Annotated in this window: 28 protein-coding genes, 1 tRNA gene and 1 riboswitch; of the genes, 11 read left to right on the plus strand and 18 right to left on the minus strand. The window is 64.0% G+C overall.

All coding sequences use genetic code 11. The features are described 5' to 3' along the window. Positions 1 to 200 precede the first annotated feature (200 nt). The 9 genes from KZJ38_RS05080 to ydfG form a co-directional block, all read right to left on the minus strand. Positions 201 to 276, minus strand: a tRNA-Lys gene (locus tag KZJ38_RS05080). Between the two features lie 168 nt (positions 277 to 444). Then, entirely contained in the window at positions 445 to 1,194 is a 750-nt protein-coding gene (gene ybgF / locus KZJ38_RS05085) for a tol-pal system protein YbgF (RefSeq protein ID WP_219799072.1), read from the minus strand. Positions 1,195 to 1,209: 15 nt separating this feature from the next. Beyond that, the gene (pal, locus tag KZJ38_RS05090) at positions 1,210 to 1,719 is read right to left on the minus strand and encodes a peptidoglycan-associated lipoprotein Pal (RefSeq protein ID WP_219799073.1); all 510 of its coding nucleotides are present in this window, start codon (positions 1,717 to 1,719) and stop codon (positions 1,210 to 1,212) included. A gap of 19 nt (positions 1,720 to 1,738) precedes the next feature. Beyond that, positions 1,739 to 3,031: a Tol-Pal system beta propeller repeat protein TolB gene (tolB, locus tag KZJ38_RS05095; protein ID WP_219799074.1), complete on the minus strand. Its 1,293-nt coding sequence runs from the start codon at positions 3,029 to 3,031 to the stop codon at positions 1,739 to 1,741. A gap of 231 nt (positions 3,032 to 3,262) precedes the next feature. Further along, a complete protein-coding gene (gene tolA, locus KZJ38_RS05100) occupies positions 3,263 to 4,270 on the minus strand; it encodes a cell envelope integrity protein TolA (RefSeq protein ID WP_219799075.1) in 1,008 nt (335 codons plus the stop codon). Next, positions 4,267 to 4,716, minus strand: coding sequence for a protein TolR (gene tolR, locus KZJ38_RS05105; protein ID WP_219799076.1), 450 nt, complete (start codon positions 4,714 to 4,716; stop codon positions 4,267 to 4,269). The genes tolA and tolR overlap by 4 nt, the downstream gene beginning before the upstream one ends. Positions 4,717 to 4,726: 10 nt before the next feature. Continuing rightward, positions 4,727 to 5,404, minus strand: a complete 678-nt coding sequence (gene tolQ / locus KZJ38_RS05110) for a protein TolQ (protein WP_219799077.1) — start codon at positions 5,402 to 5,404, stop codon at positions 4,727 to 4,729. 181 nt (positions 5,405 to 5,585) lie between these two features. Then, a complete protein-coding gene (gene ybgC, locus KZJ38_RS05115; protein WP_219799078.1) occupies positions 5,586 to 6,107 on the minus strand; it encodes a tol-pal system-associated acyl-CoA thioesterase in 522 nt (173 codons plus the stop codon). A gap of 93 nt (positions 6,108 to 6,200) precedes the next feature. Next, positions 6,201 to 6,947, minus strand: a complete 747-nt coding sequence (gene ydfG / locus KZJ38_RS05120) for a bifunctional NADP-dependent 3-hydroxy acid dehydrogenase/3-hydroxypropionate dehydrogenase YdfG (RefSeq protein ID WP_219799079.1) — start codon at positions 6,945 to 6,947, stop codon at positions 6,201 to 6,203. Positions 6,948 to 7,161: 214 nt separating this feature from the next. Further along, positions 7,162 to 7,261, plus strand: a riboswitch (ZMP/ZTP riboswitch). A 223-nt stretch (positions 7,262 to 7,484) separates the two neighbouring features. Between ydfG and glyA the strand changes: the two genes are divergently transcribed. From glyA to KZJ38_RS05155, 7 genes are all read left to right on the plus strand, one after another. Beyond that, a complete protein-coding gene (gene glyA, locus KZJ38_RS05125) occupies positions 7,485 to 8,732 on the plus strand; it encodes a serine hydroxymethyltransferase (RefSeq protein WP_219799080.1) in 1,248 nt (415 codons plus the stop codon). 6 nt (positions 8,733 to 8,738) lie between these two features. After that, positions 8,739 to 9,230, plus strand: coding sequence for a transcriptional regulator NrdR (gene nrdR, locus KZJ38_RS05130; protein WP_075158021.1), 492 nt, complete (start codon positions 8,739 to 8,741; stop codon positions 9,228 to 9,230). Positions 9,231 to 9,520: 290 nt separating this feature from the next. Beyond that, positions 9,521 to 10,081, plus strand: a complete 561-nt coding sequence (locus tag KZJ38_RS05135) for a GspH/FimT family pseudopilin (RefSeq protein ID WP_219799081.1) — start codon at positions 9,521 to 9,523, stop codon at positions 10,079 to 10,081. Positions 10,082 to 10,179: 98 nt separating this feature from the next. Next, complete coding sequence (locus tag KZJ38_RS05140) at positions 10,180 to 10,554, plus strand: hypothetical protein (protein WP_246641729.1); 375 nt, start codon at positions 10,180 to 10,182, stop codon at positions 10,552 to 10,554. Continuing rightward, complete coding sequence (locus KZJ38_RS05145) at positions 10,551 to 11,363, plus strand: PilW family protein (RefSeq protein ID WP_219799083.1); 813 nt, start codon at positions 10,551 to 10,553, stop codon at positions 11,361 to 11,363. Before KZJ38_RS05140 ends, KZJ38_RS05145 begins: the two co-directional genes overlap by 4 nt. A 29-nt stretch (positions 11,364 to 11,392) precedes the next feature. Beyond that, positions 11,393 to 11,941 (plus strand): pilus assembly PilX family protein, encoded by a 549-nt coding sequence (locus KZJ38_RS05150; protein WP_246641645.1) that lies wholly within the window; start codon positions 11,393 to 11,395, stop codon positions 11,939 to 11,941. A gap of 111 nt (positions 11,942 to 12,052) precedes the next feature. Next, positions 12,053 to 12,523, plus strand: coding sequence for a type IV pilin protein (locus KZJ38_RS05155; RefSeq protein WP_219799084.1), 471 nt, complete (start codon positions 12,053 to 12,055; stop codon positions 12,521 to 12,523). 2 nt (positions 12,524 to 12,525) lie between these two features. Here KZJ38_RS05155 and KZJ38_RS05160 read toward each other — a convergent pair whose 3' ends face one another. The 3 genes from KZJ38_RS05160 to KZJ38_RS05170 all read right to left on the minus strand — a co-directional run bounded on the left by KZJ38_RS05160 (position 12,526) and on the right by KZJ38_RS05170 (position 14,110). After that, a complete protein-coding gene (locus KZJ38_RS05160; RefSeq protein WP_219799085.1) occupies positions 12,526 to 12,981 on the minus strand; it encodes a DUF3318 domain-containing protein in 456 nt (151 codons plus the stop codon). A gap of 138 nt (positions 12,982 to 13,119) precedes the next feature. Further along, positions 13,120 to 13,512: a phage holin family protein gene (locus KZJ38_RS05165; RefSeq protein ID WP_219799086.1), complete on the minus strand. Its 393-nt coding sequence runs from the start codon at positions 13,510 to 13,512 to the stop codon at positions 13,120 to 13,122. Between the two features lie 295 nt (positions 13,513 to 13,807). Next, positions 13,808 to 14,110, minus strand: coding sequence for an ElaB/YgaM/YqjD family protein (locus KZJ38_RS05170; RefSeq protein WP_075158017.1), 303 nt, complete (start codon positions 14,108 to 14,110; stop codon positions 13,808 to 13,810). 450 nt (positions 14,111 to 14,560) lie between these two features. On the opposite strand from KZJ38_RS05170, the gene KZJ38_RS05175 reads away from it, so the two are divergent. Beyond that, complete coding sequence (locus tag KZJ38_RS05175) at positions 14,561 to 15,202, plus strand: peroxiredoxin (RefSeq protein WP_219800122.1); 642 nt, start codon at positions 14,561 to 14,563, stop codon at positions 15,200 to 15,202. A gap of 147 nt (positions 15,203 to 15,349) precedes the next feature. On the opposite strand, the gene KZJ38_RS05180 is transcribed toward KZJ38_RS05175, so the two are convergent. Further along, positions 15,350 to 16,585, minus strand: a complete 1,236-nt coding sequence (locus KZJ38_RS05180; protein WP_219799087.1) for an autotransporter strand-loop-strand O-heptosyltransferase — start codon at positions 16,583 to 16,585, stop codon at positions 15,350 to 15,352. A 164-nt stretch (positions 16,586 to 16,749) separates the two neighbouring features. Then, the gene (locus KZJ38_RS05185; RefSeq protein ID WP_219799088.1) at positions 16,750 to 17,937 is read right to left on the minus strand and encodes an acyl-CoA dehydrogenase; all 1,188 of its coding nucleotides are present in this window, start codon (positions 17,935 to 17,937) and stop codon (positions 16,750 to 16,752) included. Between the two features lie 151 nt (positions 17,938 to 18,088). On the opposite strand from KZJ38_RS05185, the gene KZJ38_RS05190 reads away from it, so the two are divergent. After that, entirely contained in the window at positions 18,089 to 18,877 is a 789-nt protein-coding gene (locus KZJ38_RS05190; RefSeq protein ID WP_219799089.1) for an IclR family transcriptional regulator, read from the plus strand. A gap of 100 nt (positions 18,878 to 18,977) precedes the next feature. Here KZJ38_RS05190 and KZJ38_RS05195 read toward each other — a convergent pair whose 3' ends face one another. Then, positions 18,978 to 19,808, minus strand: coding sequence for an EAL domain-containing protein (locus KZJ38_RS05195; protein ID WP_219799090.1), 831 nt, complete (start codon positions 19,806 to 19,808; stop codon positions 18,978 to 18,980). 278 nt (positions 19,809 to 20,086) lie between these two features. Between KZJ38_RS05195 and hmgA the strand changes: the two genes are divergently transcribed. Together hmgA and fahA are read left to right on the plus strand one after the other, a co-directional pair. Next, positions 20,087 to 21,487 carry a homogentisate 1,2-dioxygenase gene (gene hmgA, locus KZJ38_RS05200; protein ID WP_219799091.1) on the plus strand — a complete coding sequence of 467 codons (1,401 nt, stop codon included), beginning with the start codon at positions 20,087 to 20,089 and terminating at the stop codon, positions 21,485 to 21,487. Next, positions 21,484 to 22,818 carry a fumarylacetoacetase gene (gene fahA, locus KZJ38_RS05205; RefSeq protein ID WP_219799092.1) on the plus strand — a complete coding sequence of 445 codons (1,335 nt, stop codon included), beginning with the start codon at positions 21,484 to 21,486 and terminating at the stop codon, positions 22,816 to 22,818. Before hmgA ends, fahA begins: the two co-directional genes overlap by 4 nt. 140 nt (positions 22,819 to 22,958) lie before the next feature. Here fahA and KZJ38_RS05210 read toward each other — a convergent pair whose 3' ends face one another. The 3 genes from KZJ38_RS05210 to KZJ38_RS05220 all read right to left on the minus strand — a co-directional run bounded on the left by KZJ38_RS05210 (position 22,959) and on the right by KZJ38_RS05220 (position 26,369). Beyond that, positions 22,959 to 24,116, minus strand: coding sequence for an MFS transporter (locus KZJ38_RS05210; protein ID WP_219799093.1), 1,158 nt, complete (start codon positions 24,114 to 24,116; stop codon positions 22,959 to 22,961). Positions 24,117 to 24,207: 91 nt separating this feature from the next. After that, on the minus strand, positions 24,208 to 25,374 hold the full coding sequence (locus KZJ38_RS05215; RefSeq protein ID WP_219799094.1) for an MFS transporter: 1,167 nt from the start codon (positions 25,372 to 25,374) through the stop codon (positions 24,208 to 24,210). Positions 25,375 to 25,559: 185 nt separating this feature from the next. Further along, positions 25,560 to 26,369: a crotonase/enoyl-CoA hydratase family protein gene (locus KZJ38_RS05220; protein ID WP_219799095.1), complete on the minus strand. Its 810-nt coding sequence runs from the start codon at positions 26,367 to 26,369 to the stop codon at positions 25,560 to 25,562. Between the last annotated feature and the right edge of the window lie 38 nt (positions 26,370 to 26,407).

Consider the following 26,407-nt stretch of genomic DNA (forward strand, 5'->3'; position numbering starts at 1 on the left):
TTTATTGCAAGTGATCGAAGCGCCGTGAAGATCTGTTAAAGATAAGGGTGGCTAAGTAATTCGACCCAAGCCATGTTTGACTAAGGACACTCGACTCGCATTCGCACGCAATTGCATGCGTTCTCACGCATTTGCAAATTGGCATGCACAAAAAACAAAAAGCCCGGCCATGATGACCGGGCTTTCTGCTTGATACGATTTGGTAGGCCGTACGGGATTCGAACCTGTGACCAACGGATTAAAAGTCCGCTGCTCTACCAGCTGAGCTAACGACCCCAAAAGAGAAGCGAGATTATAGCGATAGCTCTATGTCAGTGTCAAGGCTATCGAGACCTGATCTGGCCTGTCGATACGAAGCGCACATGCCCGCAAAATCGCGCCTGGCCCACGCGCAGGCAATGCCGCCGCTTATCGCGGCGGCACATGGGCACATGGGCTCGCGCGTTACTTGATCTGCGAAAGCTTGCTTTGCGCAGACTGCGCGACATCCGAATTGCCGTACTGCGCGACGATCTGCTCGAGCGTCTTTTTCGCGGCGGCCTTCTGGCCCTGCTCGAGCTGATTATTCGCAATGGCCAGCAGCGCTTCAGGCGCGCGCGGGCTGGTCGGGTAGTTTTTCACGACGCCTTGCCAGACCGAGGTCGAGCCTTTGTAGTCGCGCAGGGCGTACATTGCGTTGCCGAGCCAGTACTGTGCGGTCGCCTGATACGGGCTTTGCGGATACTTCGAGATGAAGCTGCGAAACGATGCAGCGGCGCCCTTGAAGTCGCCGTTGCGAAACTGCTGCGACGCCGCGTTGAACGCGTCCGTCTCACCCGGCTGCACGGTGCCCTGCACGCCGTCCACCGTTTGCTGCTGCGGCTCGAACTTCTTCAGCCGGCCATCGAGGTCGGTGTAGTAGTCCTTCTGCTGCTTCTGCAAGATAGACAGCTGGTTCGTCAGATCCTCGTTCTGGCCGCGCAGCGTCGCGACCTGCTGGCTCAGCTGGTCGAGACGGTTCGACTGATCGAGGATCGTCCGTTGCGCGGCCGACAGCTGGTTGCTCAGACTGTCGGTCTTCGTACGCAGGTCGAGGATCGCCTGGCGGGCCTGGTCGTCGTCGAACAGGCCTGCGTGCGCCGGCATGGCCGCGAAAGCCACGCCTGCCGCGCACGCTGCTGCGGCGAGCCGCAGCCGGGAGAAACGGAGTGTCATACGGCGCGTTACCCGTTACTGTTGGTAGACGAGATCGGCGCGGCGGTTTTGCGCCCACGACGCTTCGTCATGACCGGTCGCGAGCGGCTTTTCCTTGCCAAGGCTCACGGCTTCCATCTGCTGGTCGGGCACGCCCATCAGCGACATCGCGCGACGCACCGCTTCCGCGCGCTTCTGGCCGAGCGCGAGGTTGTACTCGCTCGTGCCGCGCTCGTCGGTGTTGCCCTGGATCAGCACGTGACGTTGCGGATGCGACTTCAGGTACTGCGCGTGTTGCTGCAGCAGCGGCTGGTACTCATCCTTCACCGAGTAGCTGTCGAAATCGAAATACACGCTGCGCTTCGCGAGCGGGCTGTTCGGATTGTTCAGTTCGTCGACGGTGACCGGAGCGACTGCGTTCGGGTTCGGTTGCGCACCGATGTTGCCCGTGGTCGTGCTTGCGGTGGGCTTCGGCGTCGACGAGCAGGCTGCGAGAACGCTGACGACTGTCAGCGCGGCCAGGGTAAGGCGCAATTTCGACTTCATGTTTTACTCTCCTTGTGTGTCATTGCATAAACGGGCCCCAGGACGGCTCGCGTACGCTGCCACCCTGAACGGACAGGACCTGCCGCGTCCGACCATCGGTCGATACAGCGGCCAACACGCCACGGCCGTTCACCTGAGTGGCGTAAAGGATGTACTGACCATTCGCCGCAAAGCTCGGCGATTCGTCATGTGTGGTGTCGGTGAGCGCCGTCGCGACGCCCGACTGAAGATCCTGGATGTACAGCTTGAAACCGCCGCCGGTGCGCGAAATATACGCGAGTTGCTTGCCGTCCGGGCTGACGCGGGGGCTCGTGTTGTAGCTGCCGGTAAAGGTCACGCGCTGCGCGGCGCCCGCGCTTTCACCCGCGGCCGGCATTTTATAGATTTGCGGCTGGCCGCCGCGGTCGCTCGTGAAATAGATCGACTGGCCGTCCGGAGAGAAATCGGGCTCAGTATCGATCGAGCTACCTTGCGTCAGACGGCGCAAGCCGCTGCCGTCCGCATTCACGGCGAAAATCTGCGTGTTGCCGGTCCGCGAAAGGGCGACGGCGAGCGTGCGGCCGTCCGGCGACCACGCCGGCGCGCTGTTGTTGCCCTTCTGGTCGGACACGATGACGCGGCGGCCAGTCGGCAGGTCGTGGATATAGACGATCGGCTTTTTCTTCTCGAACGACACGTACGCGACCTTCGTGCCGTCCGGCGACCATGCCGGCGAGATAATCGGCTCGGGGCTCGACAGCGCGATATGCGCGTCCTGCCCGTCGGAGTCGGAGATTTGCAGCTGGTAGCGGTTACCGACCTTGATCACGTACGACAGACGCGTGGCGAACACGCCGCGCGAACCCATCAGCTTCGCGTAGATGTAGTCGGCGACCTTATGCGCGCTCATGCGCAGACCGCTTTCGGGGCTCACGAGCACGAGGCCGCCGAGGTTTTCGCCCTTGACCGTGTCGTAGAGCTTGAAGCGCACTTCATACTGGCCGTCCGGGCGCTTCGTCACGCTGCCGACCACGAACGCATCGGCGCCCTTTGCCTTCCAGCTGCCGAGGTCGACCGTGTCGTTTTCCGAGATCGGCGTGGAGCCCGCGTCGATATTCGTAAACTTGCCGCTGCGTTGCAGATCCTGCCGTACGATCGTGCTGATCTGCTGTGGGGAACTGGCTTCGTTGGCAAAATTCGCGGTTGCGATCGGAAACTGCGTGGACCCGACGCCCGTCACGAGGACGTTCAGCTGTGCATGTGCCGCACCGCCTGCCGTAATCAGGCAAGACGCCACCAGTGTTCGCAGGCCTAGCTTCGTCATCAAACTCATGCTTTATCGATTCCCCAAAGTACAAAAACCTTCACAACTGCAAACAGACACAAGCACGCAGAAATCGTTCCCGAAGACGCTTTAGCCACACCAGGCTTGCCTGACGGCTTTCAGCATGCCTTAATGCGCAGACTTAACGCGCACAATTCGGGACACAATACGGGCCGGGCTCGTCCGCGCATGGTGCGCCGCGGTCGATCTACCCTGCGTGCATGCGCCGTTTACCCCTCATCAACCCGCCGGACGCAGCGTAATGGTAAAACTGGCCGGCGTCTTGCCATTTGTGTCCTGCGGCATCGGATCCGAACGCTGGACCGCGCGCAACGCCGCGTCGTCCCACTGCGAATTGCCGCTGCTGCGCGTGATGGTAGCCGACAGCAACGTGCCGGTCGGCGCACAGCGCACCGAGACCACGGTTTCGAGCCCTTGCGTGTCGCCGGCCCAGACGATGTTCGGACGCACGCGCCGCTGCACCTTCTCCGCGTAGCCGGGCGACGTCGCATTGCCGCCCGCGCCGCTACCGGTGCCGCCCTTCGCGAGGCCGTTCCCGGTGGAGCCTTCGCCGCCCGCCATGCCTTGCAGTGCGGCGAGGCGCTGGCGGCGCTCGGCGTCAAGCTTCTTCGCCGCTTCGGCCTGCGCCGCTGCCTTCGCCTTCGCGGCTTTTTCCGCTTCGGCTTTCTTCTGCGCATCGGCTTGCGCCTGTTGCTGCTGTTCCTTCTGCTGTTCTTCCTGTTGCTGTTTCTTCAGCTGATCCTGCTTCTGCTGCTCGGCCAGCTGTTGCTGCTTGAGTTTTTGAGCCTGCTGTTGTTGCTGCTGTTTCTTCAATGCCGCGGCCATCGCCGCCTGGTCGGCGGCGAGCTGCTGCTGACGCTTCGCTTCGGCTTCCTGTTGCGCCTGCAACTGTTGCTGGCGCTGCTGCTCCGCGAGCTGGGCTTCGCGCGCGGCCTCTTCCTGCTTGCGCTTTTTCTCCTGCAGCGCGATGTCCGCCTCCTCGTCCTTCACGGGCGGGGCGGGCGCGACCGGGGCGGGCGGCGGCGGGGCAACGCGAGGCGTCGACAGATCGGGCACCGACGTCCAGATTTCGGCTTCCGCGCCTGCCGGCGTGCTGTTCTGCCATTGGATGCCGTGATACAGAAAGAAGCCGAGCAGCACGTGCATCAACGCCGCGAGCGCGAACGCGCGCCACGTGCCGCGCTCGCGCGGCGGCTGCGACGGATAAGCGGATTTCTGACGAATCATTGCGATTTGACGAGCAATCCAACGCGCTTGACGCCGCGGGCCTTCAGATCGGACATCACGTTCATCACGACCTCGTACTTCACGGTCTTGTCGGCGGCAATCACGACCGGCTGGTCGGGATGCGATTGCTCGCGGTCGGTGACGAAGCTGTTCAGGTCGGCGCGCGTCATGGTTTCCTGCTGCGTGGCGCCCGCGTCGTCCTTGTAGCGCACGCTCATATTGCCGTCCGCGCGGATATTGACGACCACGGGCGGAGTTTGCTGCTGCGGCGCCGCGCCGCCGACGGTCGGCAGATTCACGATCGACGGCGCGACGAGCGGCGCCGTGACCATGAAGATGACGAGCAGCACGAGCATCACGTCGATATACGGCACGACGTTGATGTCGGACATGGCGCGACGCGAGCGACCGCCGCGCATGCTGGAACGAATCGAGGAACCGGCCATCGTGGACTCCTTAATGCGCCTGACGCTGCAGGATATTCGAGAACTCTTCGATGAAGGTCTCGAAGCGGATCGCGAGGCGATCGATATCGTGAGCGTAGCGGTTGTACGCGACCACGGCAGGGATTGCGGCGAACAGGCCGATCGCGGTGGCGGTCAGCGCTTCGGCGATGCCCGGCGCGACGTTCGCGAGGGTGGCCTGCTGCACGTTCGCGAGGCCGCGAAACGCGTTCATGATCCCCCAGACCGTGCCGAAAAGACCAATGTAAGGGCTCACCGAGCCGACCGACGCGAGAAACGCGAGATTCGCTTCGAGCACGTCCATTTCACGCTGGAAGGCCGCTCGCATCGCGCGGCGCGCGCCGTCGAGAATCGCGCCCGGATCGTTCAGGCGCTTCTCCTTGCCCTTCAGGAATTCGCGCATGCCGGCTTCGAAAATACGCTCGAGCGCGCCGATGCGGTGGCGGTTGTTCGCGGCGCTCTGATACAGCGCCTGCAGGTCGCCGCCCGACCAGAAGTCGCGCTCGAAGCGCTCCGTCTGGCCGCGTGCGCGGCGAATCGCAAACCACTTGCGGAAGATGAAGGTCCAGGACATCAGCGACAGCAGCAGAAGCAGCGCCATCACTGCCTGCGCCAGCAGGCTCGCATTGAGAACGAGGGAAACGATCGACAGATCTTGTGTAGTGTTCATAGAGGTTCGCTGTAACGTCCCGCTAGGGGCGTCCGGCTGCAAGGAAGTTCGAAGCGTTCGGTGGGGAAACCGGAAGCTTCGGCGAACCCTTTCGCCGAACCATGCTTGGTCTTGTTCTGACCGTTACGAGTTCACTGGCCAGGTAACAACGGTGCTCACTCGCTCGCCGTTGACATGCCTGTTACGTGTTGTTTGCGCCGGCGCTTGAGCTGCTGCTTGTGCTCGCGCTTGCGACGGTGCTTGTGACCCGATCGGGCGGCCCGCGCCGCAACGCGGCGAGCACGGCCGGCGGAATCGCGGTGGGCCGCAGCGCCGCCGCATCGACACAGCCGATGCGGATCGAGCCGGTGGCGAGCAACGTGCCTTCGCGCCACGCTTCCTGCATGAAATCGACCGTTGCGCGGCCGAGCCGTTCGATCCGGCTGACGATCGCGAGCGAGTCGTCGAGGCGGGCCGGCGAACGATAGTCGAGCGCCGTGCTGCAGACGATGAAGAGCGTGCCGGTTTCGCTTGCGAGCCTGCTTTGTTCGATGCCGCAGGCGCGCAGCCATTCGGTGCGCGCGCGTTCGAAAAACTTCAGGTAGTTCGCGTAGAACACGATGCCACCGGCGTCCGTATCTTCGTAGTACACGCGAATCGGCCATGTGAAGCCGATTTCGGCGCCGGGCTTGCCCTGACTGCCAGGAGTTTTCATGTCGCGCATTTTACCGGAACCCGACAGGCTGCCTGATTTTCTGGCACACGTTTCATTCACTTTGCCCGAACCTTTCCCGAACTCTTCCCGGCGCCGTCGTGCTCAGCCGCGATGAACCGACAGGCCGGCGAACGACTGCGCAACCGGCATCAGTTCGATCGAATTGATGTTCACGTGCGCGGGGCGCGTCGCGACCCAGAAGATCGATTCGGCGATGTCTTCGGCTGTGAGCGGCTGCATGTCCTTGTAGACGCCCGCAGCCTTCGCGTCGTCGCCGCGAAAGCGCACGTTCGAGAATTCGGTGCCGCCGCACAGGCCCGGCTGGATATCGGTCACGCGCACGGCGGTGCCGGTCAGGTCAGCGCGCAGGTTCAGGCTGAACTGCGCAACGAACGCCTTGGTCGCGCCGTACACATTGCCGCCGGCATACGGCCAGCTGCTTGCAACCGAACCGAGATTGATCACATGGCCACGATTGCGCCCGACCATGCCCGGCAGCAGCGCGCGCGTGACCTGCACGAGGCCTTTGCAGTTCGTATCGATCATCGTTTCCCAGTCGTCGAGATCGGCCTTGTGGGCCGGCTCGAGGCCAAGCGCGAGCCCCGCATTGTTGACGAGCACATCGACTGCCGCAAAGCCGTCGGGCAGAGCCGCCGACAGCGCTTCCACGGCCGCGCGGTCGCGCACGTCGAGTTCGAGCGGCAGCAGGTTCTCGCCGAGTTCGCGGGCGAGGGCATCGAGGCGGTCCTTGCGGCGCGCGGTCGCGACGACCCGATGGCCGCCTTTCACAAAAGCGCGCGCGATGGCAGCGCCGAATCCGGCAGACGCCCCGGTGACAAAGACGATCATTCCAGTTTCCGGTGGGTTGAGAAAGGCGACAAGCCTACTTCCATTGCGGCCCCCGATCAACCGCGCGGCGCCGGCCGGATCGGGCAGGTTGCTCCAAGGTGCGCGGGCCGTCGCAAAGTGCGCGCAAGTAGCGAATTCGTCAGGCTTTTTTGCATTGCTGCCGGTGCCGCGGGGCCGGTTGCCTATTCGATGCGGTTCCAATACACTAACGCGCTCATCCCTGCGTGACTGGCGATAGAACCCTACGGGTTCAAGGTGGAGCAACCCACCGTGAAGCGCGGGGCTCCGTTTTGCCGTTCGCCTGGGCAGCTGTGATTCGCGCGCAATGATTTGCGTTGCGGGTTGCTGGCCTGCCTCGCGTGTGCGGCGCCTCCGTAGTCCGCATATCCAGGCTTCCAGTTTCCTGCCGCTTCGCGCGCCAGCTTGCGCGCTTTGCGCACGCCTTTCGCGTGCCGCTTTGTATGCTGTTATGCGCAAGATCGAGCGTAAAGCCACGCGCGGAATCACGGTCAACCGAACATTCTCAACGGAACGCATATGTTTGATAAAGCCCAAAGCACCATTGCGAACGTCGACCCGGAAGTCTGGCAGGCGATCGAGCAGGAAAACCACCGTCAGGAAGAGCATATCGAGCTGATCGCGTCGGAGAACTACACGAGCCCGGCCGTGATGGCCGCGCAAGGCTCGCAGCTCACGAACAAGTACGCAGAAGGCTATCCGGGCAAGCGCTATTACGGCGGTTGCGAGTATGTCGATGTCGTCGAGCAGCTCGCGATCGAGCGCGTCAAACAGCTGTTCGGGGCCGAAGCGGCGAACGTGCAGCCGAACTCGGGCTCGCAGGCGAATCAGGGCGTATTCTTCGCGATGCTCAAACCTGGCGACACGATCATGGGTATGAGCCTCGCGCATGGCGGCCATTTGACGCACGGCTCGCCGGTCAACATGTCGGGCAAGTGGTTCAACGTGGTCAGCTACGGCCTCGACGCGGCTGAAGACATCGATTACGAAGCAGCCGAGAAGCTCGCTCACGAACACAAGCCGAAGCTCATCGTCGCGGGCGCGTCCGCGTTTGCGCTGCGTATCGATTTTGAACGGCTGGCGAAGATCGCGAAGGCGGTCGGCGCATATCTGATGGTCGACATGGCGCACTACGCCGGCCTCGTTGCCGCCGGCGTCTATCCGAACCCGGTGCCGCATGCGGACTTCGTCACCACCACGACGCACAAGAGCCTGCGCGGCCCGCGCGGCGGCGTGATCCTCATGAAGGCCGAGTACGAGAAGCCGATCAACTCGGCCATTTTCCCGGGCATTCAGGGCGGTCCGCTGATGCACGTGATCGCCGCGAAGGCTGTCGCGTTCAAGGAAGCGCTGTCGCCGGAGTTCAAGGAATATCAGCAACACGTGGTCGAGAACGCTCGTGTGCTCGCCGAAACGCTCGTGAAGCGTGGCCTGCGCATCGTGTCGGGCCGTACCGAGAGCCACGTGATGCTGGTCGACCTGCGTGCGAAGCACATCACGGGCAAGGCGGCTGAAGCGGCGCTCGGCGCGGCTCATATCACGGTCAACAAGAACGCGATTCCGAACGACCCGGAAAAGCCGTTCGTGACGAGCGGCATTCGCCTCGGTTCGCCCGCCATGACGACGCGCGGCTTCGGCGTCAAGGAAGCCGAAGTGGTGGGTAACCTGATCGCCGACGTGCTCGACAATCCGGAAGACACGGCGACCATCGAGCGCGTGCGGGGGCAGGTTGCCGAGCTGACGAAGCGCTTCCCGGTCTATCGCTAGCCGATCATGCGCTGCCCGTTCTGCCGGCACGACGATACGCAGGTCGTCGACTCTCGCGTGTCCGAAGACGGCGCCGCTATCCGGCGGCGGCGCCGTTGTCCGGCTTGCGACAAGCGCTTCACCACCTACGAGCGGGTCGAGCTCGCTCTGCCGTCGGTCGTGAAGAAGGACGGCAGCCGCGTCGAGTTCGACCGCCGCAAGATCGTCTCCAGCATGAAGCTCGCGCTGCGCAAGCGGCCGGTTGCCGCCGATGCGATCGACGCCGCGGTCGCGCGCATCGAATATCAGCTGCTTGGCAGCGGCGAGCGCGAAGTGCGCAGCGAGCGGCTCGGCGAACTGGTGATGAACGAGTTGCGTGCGCTCGATACGATTGCCTATGTGCGCTTCGCTTCGGTCTACCGGCGCTTCGAAGACGTGTCCGAATTCGAGGACGTGATCGAGGAGTTTCGCCGGATGGCCTCGCCGCCCGGTCCACCCAAACCTCGGCGCAAACGCTGATCGAGCGGCTACCCACTGTGCGGTTTGCTGCTCGACAGGCCGCTGCAGATGCAAAGCGGCCAACTGCTGGTTGACCGCGCCCGCTACGGCGTCAGTTGTAAGCTCGATCTGCTGCATTTTTCCTTCCCTCCCGACCTTCCGGTCTCCTCAGTGCGTCGCGTGCTGCGTTCGACAGACACGCAATGTTGCGTGCGTTTTCTTTGGCGCGCTACCTGGCCATTCGGCATATTGTTAGCACCCTGAAGCAAAGGTAGATTCGCAGCCATCGTTGCTGACAACGGAGGCTGGCGATGAAAAACGATGGCTGGACAAGATGCGTGCGATGCGGCTTCACGCTGCTCGAAACGCTGGTGGTGATCGCGCTGCTGGCCTTGCTTGCAGCGATGGCGACGCCTTCGTTCGTCGCATGGCAGGTGCGCGACCAGGTGGACGCGCGTGCCTATGCGTTGCTGTCGACGCTTGCTTATGCACGCAGCGAAGCAATCAGAAGAGGCGTGCGCATCACCGTGTGCCGCATCGATGCGGCAAGGCACTGCCTTGCCGCGGGACAGGCTTGCCGCTCCGGCGCCGTCGACTGGTCATGCGGCTGGGCTGTGATGATCGAACGCGCGGGCGCGATGCTAGCGCTGCGTGTTCAGCCGGAATTGGCGGCCGTCAGCATCGCGGGTGCGTCGACGAATCTCACCTTTACACCGCCCGCGGGGCAGGCCATCGGCAGTTTCCGCAGCTTCGACCTCGCGCCGCGGGTCACGTCGAAGGCCACGCAAGGCAACGCATGGCGCCGTTGTATCCGGATTGCGGCCGGCGGGCGCGCGCGTATCGCCGAAGGCGCTTGCGGAGCCGCGGCATGAAGATCTCACGCTTGTATTGCCGAAACCCGAATCCCTGTCGATACGCCCTTCGTGCCCCTCGTGCTCCTCGTACTCGCGGCGAATCGCTGATCGAAGTGATGCTCGCGGTCGTGCTAACCGCGGTGACCGCGCTCGGTCTGATTGCTGCGCAACTGTGGATGATGCGCGATGCGCGAGCAACCGCGACGCGCGAGCATGCGGCGCTCGTTGCGGACGCGCTCGTCGAAGCGATGCAGGGTGCGTCGCATAGCAACGCGGCACTCGCGCAATGGCGTGTGCGGGCAGGTTATCTGCTGCCGCAAGGCGACGCGTCGGTGAGCGGTGCCGGCGATCGGACATCGGTTGCACGCGTCACGTGGCACACGCTTGCCGGTGCATCCCGCTCGGGCGAGGTGATCGACATCCCACCGCCATGCGGCGACGTCGCGGTGCCTGCCGGTACCGGTTGTGTCGTGCTTGCGTTTGCCGAATGATGCGGCGCGCTCTTCATATACGCGGGCACACGCTGCTCGAATTGACGATCGCGGTCGCGCTCGGCCTGATCGTGACGGCGGGCGCGGTATCGCTGTACCGGTCGCAGCGGCTCGCGCTCGTGCGCGCCGACGATGCCGCGCAGATGCACGAAGCCGGTATGACGGCGCTCACGCTGATCGCACTGCAATTGCAGATGGCCGGATTCGCGCCCGCGGACTCGCCGTCGGCGGCTCAATCGTTTGCCTCCGGCGCACTCTTTGGCTGCTCGTCCGCGCGACCGGTCGGAGCCGATGACCGCCTCACGTGCGAAGCGCTCGCGAGCCACTCGGACGGCATCGCGATCCGATATGTCGCCGACAACGTATCGACATGGCCGTCGGCCGCCGCGCAACCGACCGATTGCCTCGGCCAGGGACTCGTGCGCACGCTGGCCGATGCGCCGGGTGCACTGGTCGTCAACCGCTTTTACGCGAAGGCAAGCGGCTCGACGGGTGAACCCGAGCTTTACTGCGAGGGCAGCGGCAGCCAGGGCTCATCACAGCCGCTCGTCGAAGGCGTGGAGCGGCTGCGGTTTCGCTACTGGCCGGCAGGTGCGCAGGCGGCGCTCGATGCGTCCGCGCTTGCGCCCGCCCAGTGGCGCAGTGTCGTCGCGGTCGATATATGCGTGCTCGTGCGCGGCACGCGCGATACCGCGCCAAGCCGCTATGTCGACTGCGACGGCGTGTCGTCGGCCGGCATCGACAAGCGGGCGCGCGCGGCATTCTGGCGGCGCGTCGCGATCCGGAATAACAGTGGAGGTGAAACATGATGCGTTGTGAACTGAAGCGGATGCTTGCAATGAAGCGTCACACGGTGCGTCGCGGCGGGCGAGCGCCGCGACGCGATAATGCGCCCCGGCGCTCGCGCAATCGCGGTGCGGCGTTGCCGATCGTGCTGATCCTGTCGTCGATGATGCTGGCCACGTCCGCCGCGTGGTTGGAGACGTCGGCTGCTGCTGCTCGCGGCGCCGCCAACCTGCAAGATCAGCTTGTCGCGTTCCATGCGGCGGATTCGGCGCTAACGTTGTGCGCGCAACGTGTTGCGGCGGGCGAAGCGTCGTCTCGCGAAGCCGCAACGGACGGCGAGCCGGCTGCGTGGAAAGTGCCCGCCGCTTTCAGTGCAGTGGCGTTTGCGCCAGTCGCGATGTGGCCGGGCTCGTCCGACCCGCCGCAATGCGCGGTCGAGGCATGGCGTCTCGCGACGCGTCCCGCCGCGAGCGCCTGGCTTCTCACGGCGCGCGGCTACGGCAGCACGCGCGATACGCAGGCGTGGTTGCAGCTTCAGCTAGTCATTGAGAGCGGTATCGTCGAGCGGCATTGGCGGCGTATTGCTGCGCGGCCCTTTTGATCGGCTGCCGATTATTTTCACCCGATTTGCAATCGCCGAAATGCCGGGCTCGACTGCGGAATCAAGAGCGGGATCAACTGAATGAAGTATTGCGGCACGAAACGCTACAGCATGAAGCACCGCAACGCAAAGCATCACAACGCAAAGCACCACATCCGCGCCTTCACGCTGCTCGAACTCGTGATCGCGCTCGCAATCATCGCTGTGCTCGCCGGGTTCGCTTTACCGTCGTTTCACGCGCAGATCGCGCGTGGACACAGGACGGACGCGGCCTCGGCACTCTATCGAGCGGCGCAGTTTGTGGAATCGGCGCCGCGCAACGGCGGCATGGCTACCTTGCCGGCGGGCTTCGATCAGGCGCCGCAGTCGGGTGCGCCCGTCTACCGGCTGCAGGTGCTGGCCGCGGACGACGCAAACGGCGGCTACACCCTGGAAGCGACGCCTATCGACACGGGTCCGATGCGCGATGATCCATGTGGCACTTTTGCGCTCGATGCGACCGGTCTGCGCGCGAATCGAACGGCGTCTGGCAAGGGCAACGTGTCAGGCGTGGATATCGCGCTGTGCTGGAATGCGCGTTAGCGCTAGGCATTCTTTCCCTTGCTGTCGGCCGTACCGCCCGTCTCACGCCGCACCTGCTGCCAGATCCGGTAAGCCTCCCATGCCGCGAGCGCGAGGCTGCCCCACTTGAGCACCGGCTTGGCGCCCGCCGCCACGCTCGTGCGCAGCGGTTTCGCGAGTAGCAGCGACGCGAGCGAACTCACCAGCGGATACTGCTTCATCAGCGCGCCCAAGCCCTTCGTGGTCGCGCCGCGCGCACCCCAGCGCATGCTCGCGAAGCCGGGCAGCACGAATTTGAGCCAGCTGAAATGAATGACCGCCTGGCGCAACTCGATGGTCGCCTGCGCGAGTTCCATGCGCTCGACATCCGCGCGCACGATCAGCAGTTCCTTGCGCAGCGCCCGCAACTGCGGCGTGCTCAGATCCTTCGTCGTTTTGTGCTGACGGCGGAACGCGGCATCTGAATGGACGTGGCTCATGAGGTGTCGATAAAGCGTCAGAGGTTGTCGAAGTCGTCAGCGTTCATCGAACCGACGAAAGCAATGCAAAACGATGAATCAACCAACGAGCCGGGCAAGCGGAATGGCAACCGGAACGGCCATCAGGCCGGCACCGCATCATCCCGAATGCTTGCGGAAAATCTCGCGGTCCTTTTCGAACTCGTGGATGGTCGCTTCAAAGACGGCCGGCGCGTTGTGCAAATTACTGCGCGCACGCAGCCCGCAGATGAGCGCGGCGATCGCGTAGACGATCGTAATGCCCGCCAGCGCCTGCCACCGGTAAGTGTCCCAGAACGCGATCGCAATCAGCGCTGTCAGCGCGATCAACGACATCATCGCGAGCATCATGGCTGCGAGCCCGAGAAAGAGCACGGCGAGCAGGCGGTCTTTTTCTTCTGCCAGCTCGATGCCGATCAGTTCGAGCCGGGTCTGCAGGATCGAAAAGACAGAACTGAAAATGCGGCGCAGCGGGCTACGGTCCGCGCGTTGTGATTGGGTATCGGTGGTCATGGCGTGAGCGCGTTACCCCGTGAAAGTGCACCGGAAAGAGACTGGAGAGTCACCGGTAGCCGCACCGGCAGCGCACGAAACTAAAGATTAAAACCCGACTAAAACCCGGCTGGCGCGCTGGTCTGAAAACCCGACAGGCGCCAGCCCGTCGATGAAAGCGTGTCCGGCCGGGCGTCAGATGGTCTTCCGCCGGCCGGCCGCCTTGCCTGAGGCTGATGACACACGACTTGCCGCGGCGCTTCGCGCACACCTCGTGCAAAGCCCCGCACGGTAAGTCCCGGCACGACCGCCTGCTTTACTTCCGATTGATCAGCAGGCCCACCAGCACGCCGGCGCCGACCGCGATGCCGATCGACGTCCAGGGATGCTCGTGTACGTAGTCGTCGGTCGCGCGTGCTGCCTTCTTGCCTTTCTCGACCACAACTACTTGTACGTCCGCCGCTTTTTCCTTCGCCTGTTTGAGCCGCGACAGCGCGGATTCGCGGAGTTCGGAAGCGCGTTCGCCGGTTGCGCTCGCGGCCTGCTTCAGCAGATCTTCAGCGTCTGCGAGGACTGTCTTGATATCCGACATCAATCTCTCCTTGTTAACTTCCGACATTGATTGCTCCCTTCGTGCACGCTACGCGTGGAATCGTAACCAAAGAAATCGCCGCTGGCGAGCGCGGCAGGTGACACGCGGATCACCGCGGTACGCAGAAACCGTTCCCGGATGGCAGTTCGCGTCATAAACGTACAGCAAGCGACACAGTGCGATTGCCAAAAGGGCACGGCGGGCGCACAACAGTTCCGCTTATCGCGGACTTCCCGCAGCGGAGCGCCGCATCGCGACGACACCCTTGCATTATCAGCACGGGACGCTGATCTGTCCCGCTAAGTTTCACTCATCGCAACGAAAATTACAAAAAACTCATATGTGTATGACGCTCCGTTCGTTCGCCACGCAAGGCCGCGTCCGTTATGCTCTAATTTTTACCCGTAACCGGTGACCCTGTCGGGCCAGCCGGTTTATCCGAATATTCACAAAGCGAACCTTCAAAGGAGCTGCATGATGAGTCTACGTCTTGGGGACATCGCGCCTGATTTCGAACAGGATTCGAGCGTCGGCCGGATCAAATTTCACGACTGGCTCGGCGACAGCTGGGGCGTGCTGTTCTCGCATCCGGCCGACTTTACGCCGGTCTGCACGACCGAACTCGGCCTGACCGCGAAGCTCGCGAGCGAGTTCGAGAAGCGCAATGTGAAGACCATCGCATTGTCGGTCGATAGCGCGAAGTCGCACAACGAGTGGATCAAGGACATCAACGAAACGCAGGCCGCGAGCGTCGGTTTTCCGATTCTCGCCGACGGCGACCGCAAGGTGTCGGAACTGTACGACATGATCCATCCGAACGCGAATGAAACCCTGACGGTGCGCTCGCTCTTCGTCATCGACCCGAAGAAGAAGGTGCGCCTCATCATCACCTATCCGGCGAGTACGGGCCGCAACTTCGACGAAGTGCTGCGCGTGATCGACTCGCTTCAGCTGACCGACAACTATCAGGTCGCGACGCCGGGCAACTGGAAGCATGGCGACGACGTCGTGATCGTGCCGTCGCTGAAAGACGAGGACGTGATCAAACAGAAATTCCCGAAGGGCTACAAGGCGCTGCGTCCGTACCTGCGCATGACGCCGCAGCCGAACCTGAAGTAAGCCTGAACCGACGGCAGCAGTAGCCGTCGCGAGACGCGAAGGCAGTAGCAGAAGCAAGCCGGGCCGCGGGTGAACAGCACCCGCGGCCCGGCTTTTTCATTTTTGACTGAGCTTTATGGAAGATTGCCGCAAAGCCTGTTTCAGAGGTTACGCCGCACACCGCGCATCGATCAGGTTGTCCACCGCCCGCATCACGAACTCCGGGCTGATGGCCGCCGTGCACTGGAACCGCTGCGCATGGCCACCCGCACGGCGCGGACACCACTCGAAATTGTCGGGATCGAATTCGTGCGCGGTGTCGTTGAAGCAGCTATTGCATGCGTGAAAATTGATCACGCGCCACGGCGTGTGGAACTCGGTCTTCGGATGCGAAAAGCCGCTGATCATCACGACCGGCGTGCCGACCGCCCACGCAAGCCACGACAGGCCGCTGCCGAGGCCGACAAAAAACTCGGCATGCATCAGCAGACTCGCGCGCTCCTGCAGCGGACGTTCGCCGGTGAAGTCCTCGGCGCCTTCGGGCATCTGGTTCAGCGCGCCCGGCAGTCCATACTCGCGATCGCGGTCGATACACAGCACGCGCAGGCCGAGCCGCTTCAGATGCGCGATCAGCGTCGGCCAGCCGCGTGGGTTGTTCCAGTACTTGCATTGGGCGGTCGCCTGCGTCGCGATGCAGACATACGGCTCGGTGATGCGTCGCGACGTATCCGCGACGACCACGCGCGGCTGCCGCTCGCCGGGCGGCACGCCGAGCATATAGGCGGCGGCGTCCTGCATGCTGCTCACGCGCGGGTCGGTTGGCTGGTGGTCGCGTTCGTCGTAAGGGGAGAAGAGGCCGATATGGTAGGTCGCGTAGAACGGCGCGCCGGCCGCTTCGAGTGAATCGACTTCGCGATCGGCAACGAGCTTCAGCGCCGGATAGCCTTCGCGAAAGAGCGGCTGCAGATGCGCCGGCACCGCGACATGCAGGTCGCAGCCGTGCTGCTCGCGAAACGCGTCGATCACGGGCATCCATGCGATCGAGTCGCCAAGTGCCGCCGATGCGAGACGCACAAGCACCGGCTGGCGGCTCGCATCGAATGCATGCGTGAACACGAGCCGGTCGCCGTCGAACACCTGCAGCAGCGTGCGCACGAAATACTTGCGGCGGCTCGTCACCGTCTCGCCCGCTTGCACGAGCTCGTCGAATACGACGTTGTGCGTGTCGAGATCGAGCATCCGCACGCGCCATCCGTCGACGGGTACCTGCACGCGGCAGCCATAGTTGAAGTCGAAGCGGATGCCTTCGGGCCCGTGCAAAACGGGCGCGCCGGGCCGCGCAAAGCTCGATTCGGTGAGGCCGCGCTGGCCGCGTTGTGTGCCGGGGTGGACGGATTCGCTCATGGTGTCTCCGGGTCAGTCGGCGCCGGGTCAGTCTGTCGACCCTGCGTCGAAGATCGGAACCGGCGCATCACAAAAATGCTGCCGACACCTTAAGCGGACGCTTCATCCGCACGAATTGGACAAATCTTAAAAACCGGCCACCCGATCTGAATTCGTTAGCGAACTTAAAAGAACGCCTGAATTCCTGTCTGAGCGCGTCCGAGAATCAGCGCGTGGATATCGTGTGTGCCTTCATACGTGTTCACGACTTCAAGATTCACGAGATGCCGCGCGACGCCGAATTCATCGGAAATGCCGTTGCCGCCGAGCATGTCGCGCGCGGTACGCGCGATGTCGAGCGACTTGCCGCATGAGTTGCGCTTCATCATCGACGTGATTTCGACGGCCGCTGTGCCTTCGTCCTTCATACGGCCAAGACGCAGCACGCTTTGCAGGCCGAGCGTGATTTCGGTCTGCATATCGGCGAGCTTTTTCTGGATCAGCTGGTTCGCGGCGAGCGGCCGGCCGAACTGCTTGCGATCGAGCACATACTGGCGCGCCGTGTGCCAGCACGATTCAGCGGCGCCGAGCGCGCCCCACGCGATGCCGTAGCGCGCCGAGTTCAGGCACGTGAACGGCCCGCGCAAGCCCTTTACGCCGGGCAGCAGGTTCTCTTCGGGCACAAACACGTCGTCCATCACGACCTCGCCCGTAATCGATGCGCGCAGGCCGATCTTGCCGTGAATCGCCGGTGCGCTAAGCCCTTTCCAGCCTTTCTCGAGGATAAAGCCGCGAATGTCGTCCTCGCCGTTTTCCTCGAGCTGCGCCCAGACGACGAATACATCGGCGATCGGCGAGTTCGTGATCCACATCTTCGAGCCCGACAGCGAATAGCCGCCGTCGACCTTCTTCGCGCGCGTGACCATGTTGGCCGGATCCGAGCCGTGATTCGGCTCGGTCAGCCCGAAGCAGCCGATCCATTCGCCGCTCGCGAGCTTCGGCAGGTATTTGTCTTTTTGCGCGTCCGTGCCGAATTCGAAGATCGGCACCATCACGAGCGACGATTGCACGGACATCATCGACCGGTAGCCGGAATCGATGCGTTCGACTTCGCGCGCGATCAGCCCGTAGCTCACGTAGTTGAGACCCGGGCCGCCGTACTGTTCGGGAATCGTCGGGCCGAGCAGGCCCAGTTCGCCCATCTCGCGGAAGATCGCGACGTCGGTTTTCTCATGGCGAAACGCTTCGAGCACGCGTGGCGCGAGCTTGTCCTGCGCGTATGCGGCGGCGGCGTCGCGCACCATGCGTTCTTCGTCGGTGAGCTGCTGGTTGAAGAGCAGCGGGTCGTCCCAGTGGAAATGCGCGCGCGCCATGTTGGATCTCCTGAATGCTGAACCCGTGAAGGTTGAATCGAACGGCATCGAAATGCCTGACTGCTTGAGATGTCCTGACTTCGAGATTGCTTGACTTGAGTTCCGCTGTGCGAAACAATGTTTTGCAAATGACACTCGAGTGTATCACCCGATGACAGCCTCCGCACCCTCGATCGACGAGCGCAAATTCGTCGTCGCGCTCGCCCGCGGCCTTGATCTGCTGCGCGCCTTCAGGCCTGGCGAGACGCTGCTCGGCAATCGCGACTTCGTCGAGCGCACGGGTCTGCCGAAGGCGACCGTGAACCGCCTCGCCTACACGCTGACCGTGCTCGGCTATCTGCGTTTCGACGAGTCGCTCGGCAAATATGCGCTCGATGCCGGTGTGTTGTCGCTCGGTTTTGCGCTGCTGTCGGGCACCGACACGCTCGAGCTGGCGCGTCCGCATCTGCGCGCGTTTGCGCGCGAGGTCGGCGCGGCGGTGTCGCTCGGCTGCCGTGACGGGCTCGATATGGTTTATCTGGAGACGATTCGCAGCGAGACCGCGCTCACGCTCGGCCTGGCTTCCGGCTCGAAGCTCTCGATGCTGACGAGCTCGATGGGCCGCGCGTATCTGGCGGTGCAGCCGGTCGATGTGCGCGAGGCGCTGTATGGCGAGCTCGCACAGATGGCGGGCGATTCAGGCGCGCAGCAGGTGAAGAACGAGGTGCAAGAAGCGCGCGTCGAAGTCGACGCCTTCAATGCGGCCGGCTGTTGCTATTCGTTTCGCGCGTGGCACGACGACGTCAATGCAGTGGCCGTGCCGTTTCGCGATCCGCGCGATCGGCGATGGCTCGTGCTCAGTTGCAGCGGGCCGGCGTCGTCGATGGGGGAGGAGGTGTTTCGCGAGCGCGTCGCACCGCGTTTGAAGGCACTCGCGCAGCGCTTGGGCGACACGGTCTGACCACCGGCTTGGCGTTGCGCGCGGGGCGGCGCATATGCGCATCGCGCGGACTCTTCAGCGCGTTTGCACGCCACAGCTCCGGGGCGCTCTCAAGCCCCCCTCAAGCCACTCGATTCTCGGTACCGGCAAACAACGGTCCTTGCACGAACCGCACATCATATTGCTGCAGCATCTCGAACTGCGCTTCGGTCGTCACGCGATTGAAGATCAACGGAATGCGAAGCCGGTTCGCATAACCGACGAGCGGTTTCACCATCGCATCGCGCAGCGCGGCGCCTGCATCCATCTTGACGAAATCGAGCCGCGCCATATCGGACACCGACAGAATCTGCCCCGCATTGGGCAGATTCCCCGCCACCTTGAACCCGTAGTGCTGGTAGCTCTTCGTCAGATAGCCGACAAACGTGCGATGCGCGACGGCGGCGGCCGGCAGCTCGATCACGATGCGCGACGGATTGAGCCCGAACGAGATCAGCACGGTCGAGAAGTGCCGCCCATGGTCGTAACGCACGCTCTTCAGCAGCCGTTCGTGCACGCGCAGAAACAGCAAGCCATGCCGCTGCGCGCCGAAGAAGTTGATCGCATGCATGCCGCGTGACATGCGGTCGAGCGCGACCAGTTCCTGGTCGTCGGACACGTGTTCGAACGGGTCGAACGTATCGACGTGCGCGCCGTTCAGCAGTTGCGTGACCGCCTGAAAACCGAGTTCGTCGCCGAAGCGGTCGGCGCTTTGCGGCTCCGACGACAACGACTGCGCGAGCGCATGCACGCTGATGTCGAAGATCGGTTCGTACGCGCTGCCGATCTCCAGGTCCGCGTAATGCGCGACCGCGCTGTCGCGATGGGAGCCGGTGCCCATGCGCAAGTGTTCGCGGAGAAACGGGTGGTTCGATGCGCGGTCAACGAGTTCGGGAATGTTCAACGGGATCATGGGTGAGCGCAGGGTGTGGCGCGCATGTGACGCACATATAACTTGTCTGGCGATCAGTCGCGTTCGAATTGGAATGGAAAGCCGTTGCCGCGGTGACGGCCGCCGTACTCGCCGACCGTCGCATCTTCCGATGGTAGCAGCGGGCGCTAAATCGCGACTAACCAATTACTGATATGGATTCATTCGGGGATGAACACACCAGGGTTTACGTGAGTTTCACTAAACGTAATTAGTTTTACCATTCGTAAATCGATAGAATCGAACCAACGGAGATTCACATGACCCCCTCGACACGGCCCGAGAGCGACGCGGTTCGAAGCGGTGCGGCTGCCGGCGCCCCGCAGCACGCTTATGCCCCGAGCCACGCACTAAGCCACGCCCCGGACTACCAATCCGGCTTCGCCAACGAATTCGCCACCGAAGCGCTGCCCGGCGCGCTGCCGCAAGGTCGCAATTCGCCGCAGCGCGCGCCGTACGGGTTGTACGCCGAGCAGTTGTCGGGCACCGCGTTCACCGCGCCGCGCGGACATAATCGGCGTTCGTGGCTGTACCGGCTTCGCCCGGCGGCGATGCACCGGCCATTCACGCCGTTGCCGTCGGACCATCTCGTCGCGAACTTCGGCGGAGCCGGCGTGCCGCCGACGCCGCCGAACCAGTTGCGCTGGGATCCGCTGCCGATGCCGTCGCAGCCGACCGATTTCATCGACGGCTGGGTGACCTGGGCCGGCAACGGCGCCGCGGACGCGATGAACGGCTGCGCGATTCATCTGTACGCGGCGAACCGCTCGATGCAGGACCGCTACTTCTACAGCGCCGACGGCGAACTGCTGATCGTCCCTCAGCACGGCCGCCTCGCCATTTCGACCGAACTCGGGAAGCTCGATGTCGAGCCGTTCGAAATCGCGGTGATCCCGCGCGGCGTGCGCTTCACGGTCGCGCTGCCCGATGGCGACGCGCGCGGCTATATCTGCGAGAACTTCGGTGCGCTGCTGCGGCTGCCTGACCTCGGACCGATCGGCTCGAACGGTCTCGCCAATCCGCGCGATTTCCTGACGCCGCGCGCCGCGTACGAAGACCGCGAAGGTGCGTTCGAGCTGGTCGCCAAGCTCAACGGCCAGTTGTGGCGCGCCGATATCGATCATTCGCCGCTCGACGTGGTGGCGTGGCACGGCAACTACGCGCCGTACAAGTACGACTTGCGGCATTTCAATACGATCGGCTCGATCAGCTTCGACCATCCCGATCCGTCGATCTTTCTCGTCTTGCATTCGCCGAGCGATACGCCGGGCGTCGATACGATCGACTTCGTGATCTTTCCGCCGCGCTGGCTTGTGGCTGAAGATACGTTCCGTCCGCCGTGGTTCCACCGCAATGTCGCGAGCGAATTCATGGGCCTCGTGCACGGCGCATACGACGCGAAGGCCGAAGGCTTCGTGCCCGGTGGCGCAAGTCTGCACAACTGCATGTCGGGGCACGGACCCGATGCGGAAACCTTCGAAAAAGCATCGCACAGCGATACGACGAAACCGCACAAGGTTGGCGACACGATGGCGTTCATGTTCGAAACGCGCACGCTGATCCGGCCGACGCGTTTTGCGCTCGAAAGCGCGCAACTGCAAACGAATTACGCGGACTGCTGGCAAGGTCTCAAGAAACATTTCAACGCGGAGCAGCAATGAGCATCGGTGGTGAACTTCAGGCAACGCTCGATGCGTCGCGCAAGAGCTGGATCGGGACGGCCAACGATCCGGCATGCGATTTCCCGATTCAAAACCTGCCGTTCGGGGTTTTTAGCGATCGAAACAATCATGCGCCGCGCGCGGGCGTGGCGATCGGCGATCGGATCGTCGATCTCGGCGCGCTGGAAAGTGCGGGGTTGTTGACTGTCGCGTATCCGGCCACGCACGTCGCACAGAAAAACGACGCGAGCGTGTTCGCGCGCGATTCGCTGAACGCATTTATCGCGCTCGGCCGTGACGCGTGGCGCAGCGTGCGCGTGCAACTCAGCGCGCTGCTCGAGCGCGACAACGGACGTCTGCGCGATGACGAAACGCTCAAATCGCGCGCGCTCGTGTCGATGTCGGACGCGACGCTGCATCTTCCGGTCGAGATTCCTGGTTACACGGACTTCTATTCGTCGAAGGAACACGCGACCAACGTCGGCTCGATGTTTCGCGACCCGGCCAACGCCTTGCTGCCGAACTGGCTCGAGATACCGATCGGCTACAACGGGCGCGCGTCGTCGGTGGTCGTGAGCGGCACGCCGGTGCGGCGGCCCAATGGCCAGCTGAAGCTGCCTGATACGCCGCGCCCGGTATTCGGTGCGTGCCGCAAGCTCGATATCGAACTCGAGACGGGCTTTATCGTCGGGCGCGGCAATGCGCTTGGCGAGCCGATCGCATGCGCCGATGCGGAAGACCATATCTTCGGCATGGTGCTGCTCAACGACTGGAGCGCGCGCGATATCCAGCAATGGGAATACGTGCCGCTCGGCCCGTTCAACTCGAAGACGTTCGCCACCACGATCTCGCCGTGGATCGTCACGCTCGACGCGCTCGAGCCGTTCCGTGTCGCGCAGCCGGTGCAGGCGCCCGCGCCGCTCGACTATCTGCGGCATCGGCCGGACGGCAAGCATGGCTTCGATATCGCGCTCGAAGTGCGCATGCGCGCCCGCGACGCGCGTCATGCGACGACGATCGCGCGCACGAACTTCCGTCACATGTACTGGACGATGGCGCAGCAGCTCGCGCATCACACGGTGTCGGGCTGCAATACGCGGGTCGGCGATCTGATGGGGTCCGGGACGATCAGCGGGCCGACCGCGGATTCGTTCGGCAGCCTGCTCGAGCTGACGTGGAACGGCAAGAAGCCGATCGAGCTCGATGAAGGCGGCACGCGCACGTTTATCGACGATGGCGACGAGCTGACGCTTGCCGGCTGGTGCCAGGGCGATGGGTATCGCGTGGGCTTCGGTACGTGTGTGGGCGAGGTCTTGCCGGCGAAAAAATAAGTCGCCGACGCGGTGGCAGGGCGCGGGCGCCGCACGCATTTTTACCCCTGCGCGCGGTGCCGGTGCTGCTCAAGACCGCCAAAGGCGGCATACATAGTAGTGCGGGGACCCTGCGCCCGCGGCGTCCGTCGCAGCAGGCCTTACTGCAACGCCCGCACCGCGTCGCGCCGTTTCTCCCACACGGCGGCCACGAGAAACGCGAGCGCACTCGCGAGCAGCACGCCGATCAGCGCATCGTTGCCGACGCGTTTCATCAGCGCGCCGGCGATGAGCGGCCCACCGAAACTTGCGACGCTCCACGACGCGCCGACAAGCGAACTCGCGGACACGAGCGCCGCGCCGCGAAAGCGCTCGCCGCAGGCGACCAGCGACAGCGTATAGATCGCACCGGCCGCGCCGCCCAGCACATAGAGCAGCGGCCAGCACAGCCACGGCACCGCCACCGCCCAGCGCAGCAACGCCAGCAGCAACACGACCACCACGGCCGCGCCGATATGCACACGCGCACGGCCGAGATGGTCCGCGAGCCAGCCGATCGGAAATTGCAGCGTCGTGTCGCCGAGTAGCATCGCCGACGCGAACAGCACGGCGACGCTCGCCGTGAAGCCGTGCGTCATCGCGAAGAGCGGCATCAACGACAACGCCAGCGTATCGAACAGCGCGAAAAAGCCGGTGCCGATCACGAGCGCGGGCATCTGGGGGAGCACGTGCCGCCAGTTGCCGTGCGGTTCGTGTTCGCCGGACACGCGCCGCGTCGTGCGGATAGCCGCCAGCATCGGCAGCGCGAGCAGAAAAATCGCGCCGCATACGAGGAAGCGCCAGCCGGCGAATGGCGCGATGCGGCTGACGAGCACCGGCCCGGCCATCTGGAACAGCGTGAAGTTGGTGGCGTAGATCGCGATCACGCGGGCGCGCGAGGCGTCGTCGGCGAGCTGGTTGACCCATGCTTCGCCGAACGTGAAGAGCAGCATCAGCGCAAAGCCGCATACGACGCGCAACACGGCCCAGAGCAAAAGATTCGTTGTGACCTGCATCAACGCGGTGGCGAGCGCCACCGCGAGTACGGCGCCGACGATCACCTGGCGGCCCGAAAAGCGCGCGCCGACCCAGCCGGTCAGCGGCACGGCGACGAGCCCGCCGCCCGCTTGCGCGGCGGTCAGCAGACCGACGACATCGGTGCCGTAGCCTGCGTCGGTCAATGCGAGCGCGGTCAGCGGAAGCGTCGCGCCCATGCCGAGCCCGACCACGGCGACGCTCAGAATCAGCGCGACAAAATCGCGGGAGAAGATGACTTTCATCGGGCGTGATGCTACTACGCGAGGGTGTCGCCGCGCCCGGCGACGGCGTGCCCGGCGACGCCGCGCTTCAGTGCCTCAGTGCATCAATGCATCAACCCGGCACGGCCACGCGCTGCGCGCGCCGTTCGAGCGACACCGACCACAGCGTCAGCGCGACCGCGCCTGCTGCCGTCGCGACCCCGACCCACGGCAGCGCCGTGAGCGGCGCACCCGCGCCGATCGCCATACCGCCGAGCCATGCGCCGGACGCATTGCCGAGATTGAACGCGCCCTGGTTCAGCGTCGAAGCGAGATTCGGCGCTTGGCTCGCGCGATCGACGATTAGCATCTGCAGCGGCGGCACGATCGCAAAGGCCAGTACGCCCCACGCGAACACGGTAACGAGCGCGGGAATCTGCGCATGCATCGCCGCCGCGAACACGACCAGAATCGCGACGATCGCGAGCAGGAACGCGAGCAGCGACTGCACGGGCCGCCAGTCGGCGAGTTTGCCGCCGAGCGTGCTGCCGACCGTCAGACCGAGGCCGAACAGCAGCAGCACGAGCGTGACCGCATGCGGCGTAAAGCCGGTTACGTCTTCGAGAATCGGCGTGATGTAGGTGAAGGTCGAGAAGAGGCTCGCCGATGCCAGCACGCTGGTGCCGAGCACCATCAGCACCTGCGGATTCTTCAGCACCTTGAATTCGTGTAGCAGGCTCGCCTTCTGCATCTCGATGCGCGACGGCAGGCAGACCGCGAGCGCCGCGGCAGCGAGCACGCCGATCACGGTCACTGCCCAGAACGTCGAACGCCAGCCGACCGCCTGACCCAACGCGGTGCCGAGCGGCACGCCGAGCACGTTCGCGAGCGTGAGGCCCGTGAACATCAGCGCAATGGCCTGCGCGCGGCGGTTCGGCGCGACGAGACCGGCAGCGACCACCGAGCCGATGCCGAAGAATGCGCCGTGACAGAACGCGGTGACGATGCGCGCGATCATCAGTACCGCGTAGTTCGGCGCGACGGCGCACAGCAGGTTGCCGACGATAAATACGCCGATCAGGCTCATCAGCGCTTTCTTGCGCGGCATGTTCGCGACCGCGATCGCGACGATCGGCGCGCCGATCGTGACGCCGAGCGCATAGGCTGAGACGAGCATGCCGGCGGCCGGAATCGATACCGCGAGATCGCGCGCGACGTCGGGCAACAGCCCCATGATGACAAATTCAGTCGTGCCAATGCCGAATGCGGCAATGGCCAGAGCAAAGAGGGGCAGAGGCATGATCGGAGCGTCGGTGCGCCGCGCTTGCGCGCCTTCGGGACGAAGCGCGTCGGGGCGGACAGGGAAAGTCAGTAGGGGATTGTACCTAAGCCCAAACCGGCGTAATGGCCAATGTAAGCGAATGTTGTTTTTTAATAGGCAACGAACAGAAGTGACTAGGAAGCAGCGAAGAAGGCGGGCGGGCCTTAACCTTCCGATGAATCGAGCGCGCTGCCGTGCCTGCCGGCGCCATCGGCGAAGCGCGCGGCGAGCGCCATGCCTTCGCTGAACACAGCCGCATAGCCGCCCGCGCCTTCGCGGCGCAACGCGTCGGCGAGATCGTCGAGCATGCTGTTTTCATAGGCCGAACGGCGGTCGGCGAGTAAAGCGGCCTGCGGCAGGGCGGCCAGTTCCGCGGCGAGCCGCTCGGCGGCGGCGCGCGCCGCGCCGTCGTCGACGATGCGATTCGCGAGTCCAAACGCAAACGCTTCGTCTGCGCCGAGCGCGCGGCCCGTCAGAATCAGATCGAGCGCACGCGATAAACCGATCAGCCGCGGCAGCCGGATCGTGCCGCCATCGATAAGCGGGATGCCGACGCGCCGGCAGAACACACCGAGCACTGCAGAACGTTCGACGACGCGCAGATCGCACATCGCGGCTAGCTCGAGCCCGCCCGCGACCGCGTGCCCCGATATCGCGGCGATCACGGGCTTCGAGAACGGCGTGCGCGTCGGACCCATCGGGCCCGGACCGCTACCGTCCGCATGCAACTCGTTGCGGCGTGCATCGTCGTTGAGCGCAGTGAGGTCGGCGCCCGCGCAGAACGTGCCGCCCGCGCCGAACAGCACGGCGACGCGCCAGTCCGCGTGGTGTTCGAAACGCGCGAACGCTTCGGACAGCGCGTTCGCCGTCGGGCGATCCACCGCGTTGCGGCGCGCGGGTCGATCGAGCACGATCGTTGCGACCGCATCGATCGCTTCGATGCGGACATGCTCGCCGAATGTTTCGAGGGTCATCGTCGTCTCCCGATGCAAGTCGATCAGAGTCGTTGCAA

The sequence above is a fragment of the Paraburkholderia edwinii genome (assembly GCF_019428685.1).
Taxonomy (GTDB): domain Bacteria; phylum Pseudomonadota; class Gammaproteobacteria; order Burkholderiales; family Burkholderiaceae; genus Paraburkholderia; species Paraburkholderia edwinii.

What these genes read in the sequence shown, in the direction of transcription:
- tolQ (WP_219799077.1), bottom strand. Translation starts at nt 5,404, where the DNA reads ATGAACACTACACAAGATCTGTCGATCGTTTCCCTCGTTCTCAATGCG.
- ydfG (WP_219799079.1), bottom strand. Translation starts at nt 6,947, where the DNA reads ATGATCGTCTTTGTCACCGGGGCGTCTGCCGGATTCGGCGCTGCCATC.
- KZJ38_RS05185 (WP_219799088.1), bottom strand. Translation starts at nt 17,937, where the DNA reads ATGGCGCGCGCGCATTTCCACTGGGACGACCCGCTGCTCTTCAACCAG.
- KZJ38_RS05175 (WP_219800122.1), top strand. Translation starts at nt 14,561, where the DNA reads ATGAGTCTACGTCTTGGGGACATCGCGCCTGATTTCGAACAGGATTCG.
- glyA (WP_219799080.1), top strand. Translation starts at nt 7,485, where the DNA reads ATGTTTGATAAAGCCCAAAGCACCATTGCGAACGTCGACCCGGAAGTC.
- ybgC (WP_219799078.1), bottom strand. Translation starts at nt 6,107, where the DNA reads ATGCGCGACATGAAAACTCCTGGCAGTCAGGGCAAGCCCGGCGCCGAA.
- tolB (WP_219799074.1), bottom strand. Translation starts at nt 3,031, where the DNA reads ATGAGTTTGATGACGAAGCTAGGCCTGCGAACACTGGTGGCGTCTTGC.
- KZJ38_RS05135 (WP_219799081.1), top strand. Translation starts at nt 9,521, where the DNA reads ATGAAAAACGATGGCTGGACAAGATGCGTGCGATGCGGCTTCACGCTG.
- KZJ38_RS05180 (WP_219799087.1), bottom strand. Translation starts at nt 16,585, where the DNA reads ATGAGCGAATCCGTCCACCCCGGCACACAACGCGGCCAGCGCGGCCTC.
- pal (WP_219799073.1), bottom strand. Translation starts at nt 1,719, where the DNA reads ATGAAGTCGAAATTGCGCCTTACCCTGGCCGCGCTGACAGTCGTCAGC.
- tolR (WP_219799076.1), bottom strand. Translation starts at nt 4,716, where the DNA reads ATGGCCGGTTCCTCGATTCGTTCCAGCATGCGCGGCGGTCGCTCGCGT.
- KZJ38_RS05140 (WP_246641729.1), top strand. Translation starts at nt 10,180, where the DNA reads ATGCTCGCGGTCGTGCTAACCGCGGTGACCGCGCTCGGTCTGATTGCT.
- KZJ38_RS05195 (WP_219799090.1), bottom strand. Translation starts at nt 19,808, where the DNA reads ATGATCCCGTTGAACATTCCCGAACTCGTTGACCGCGCATCGAACCAC.
- nrdR (WP_075158021.1), top strand. Translation starts at nt 8,739, where the DNA reads ATGCGCTGCCCGTTCTGCCGGCACGACGATACGCAGGTCGTCGACTCT.
- KZJ38_RS05215 (WP_219799094.1), bottom strand. Translation starts at nt 25,374, where the DNA reads ATGCCTCTGCCCCTCTTTGCTCTGGCCATTGCCGCATTCGGCATTGGC.
- KZJ38_RS05145 (WP_219799083.1), top strand. Translation starts at nt 10,551, where the DNA reads ATGATGCGGCGCGCTCTTCATATACGCGGGCACACGCTGCTCGAATTG.
- KZJ38_RS05220 (WP_219799095.1), bottom strand. Translation starts at nt 26,369, where the DNA reads ATGACCCTCGAAACATTCGGCGAGCATGTCCGCATCGAAGCGATCGAT.
- tolA (WP_219799075.1), bottom strand. Translation starts at nt 4,270, where the DNA reads ATGATTCGTCAGAAATCCGCTTATCCGTCGCAGCCGCCGCGCGAGCGC.
- KZJ38_RS05210 (WP_219799093.1), bottom strand. Translation starts at nt 24,116, where the DNA reads ATGAAAGTCATCTTCTCCCGCGATTTTGTCGCGCTGATTCTGAGCGTC.
- KZJ38_RS05160 (WP_219799085.1), bottom strand. Translation starts at nt 12,981, where the DNA reads ATGAGCCACGTCCATTCAGATGCCGCGTTCCGCCGTCAGCACAAAACG.
- ybgF (WP_219799072.1), bottom strand. Translation starts at nt 1,194, where the DNA reads ATGACACTCCGTTTCTCCCGGCTGCGGCTCGCCGCAGCAGCGTGCGCG.
- KZJ38_RS05190 (WP_219799089.1), top strand. Translation starts at nt 18,089, where the DNA reads ATGACAGCCTCCGCACCCTCGATCGACGAGCGCAAATTCGTCGTCGCG.
- hmgA (WP_219799091.1), top strand. Translation starts at nt 20,087, where the DNA reads ATGACCCCCTCGACACGGCCCGAGAGCGACGCGGTTCGAAGCGGTGCG.
- KZJ38_RS05155 (WP_219799084.1), top strand. Translation starts at nt 12,053, where the DNA reads ATGAAGCACCGCAACGCAAAGCATCACAACGCAAAGCACCACATCCGC.
- fahA (WP_219799092.1), top strand. Translation starts at nt 21,484, where the DNA reads ATGAGCATCGGTGGTGAACTTCAGGCAACGCTCGATGCGTCGCGCAAG.
- KZJ38_RS05170 (WP_075158017.1), bottom strand. Translation starts at nt 14,110, where the DNA reads ATGTCGGAAGTTAACAAGGAGAGATTGATGTCGGATATCAAGACAGTC.
- KZJ38_RS05150 (WP_246641645.1), top strand. Translation starts at nt 11,393, where the DNA reads ATGAAGCGTCACACGGTGCGTCGCGGCGGGCGAGCGCCGCGACGCGAT.
- KZJ38_RS05165 (WP_219799086.1), bottom strand. Translation starts at nt 13,512, where the DNA reads ATGACCACCGATACCCAATCACAACGCGCGGACCGTAGCCCGCTGCGC.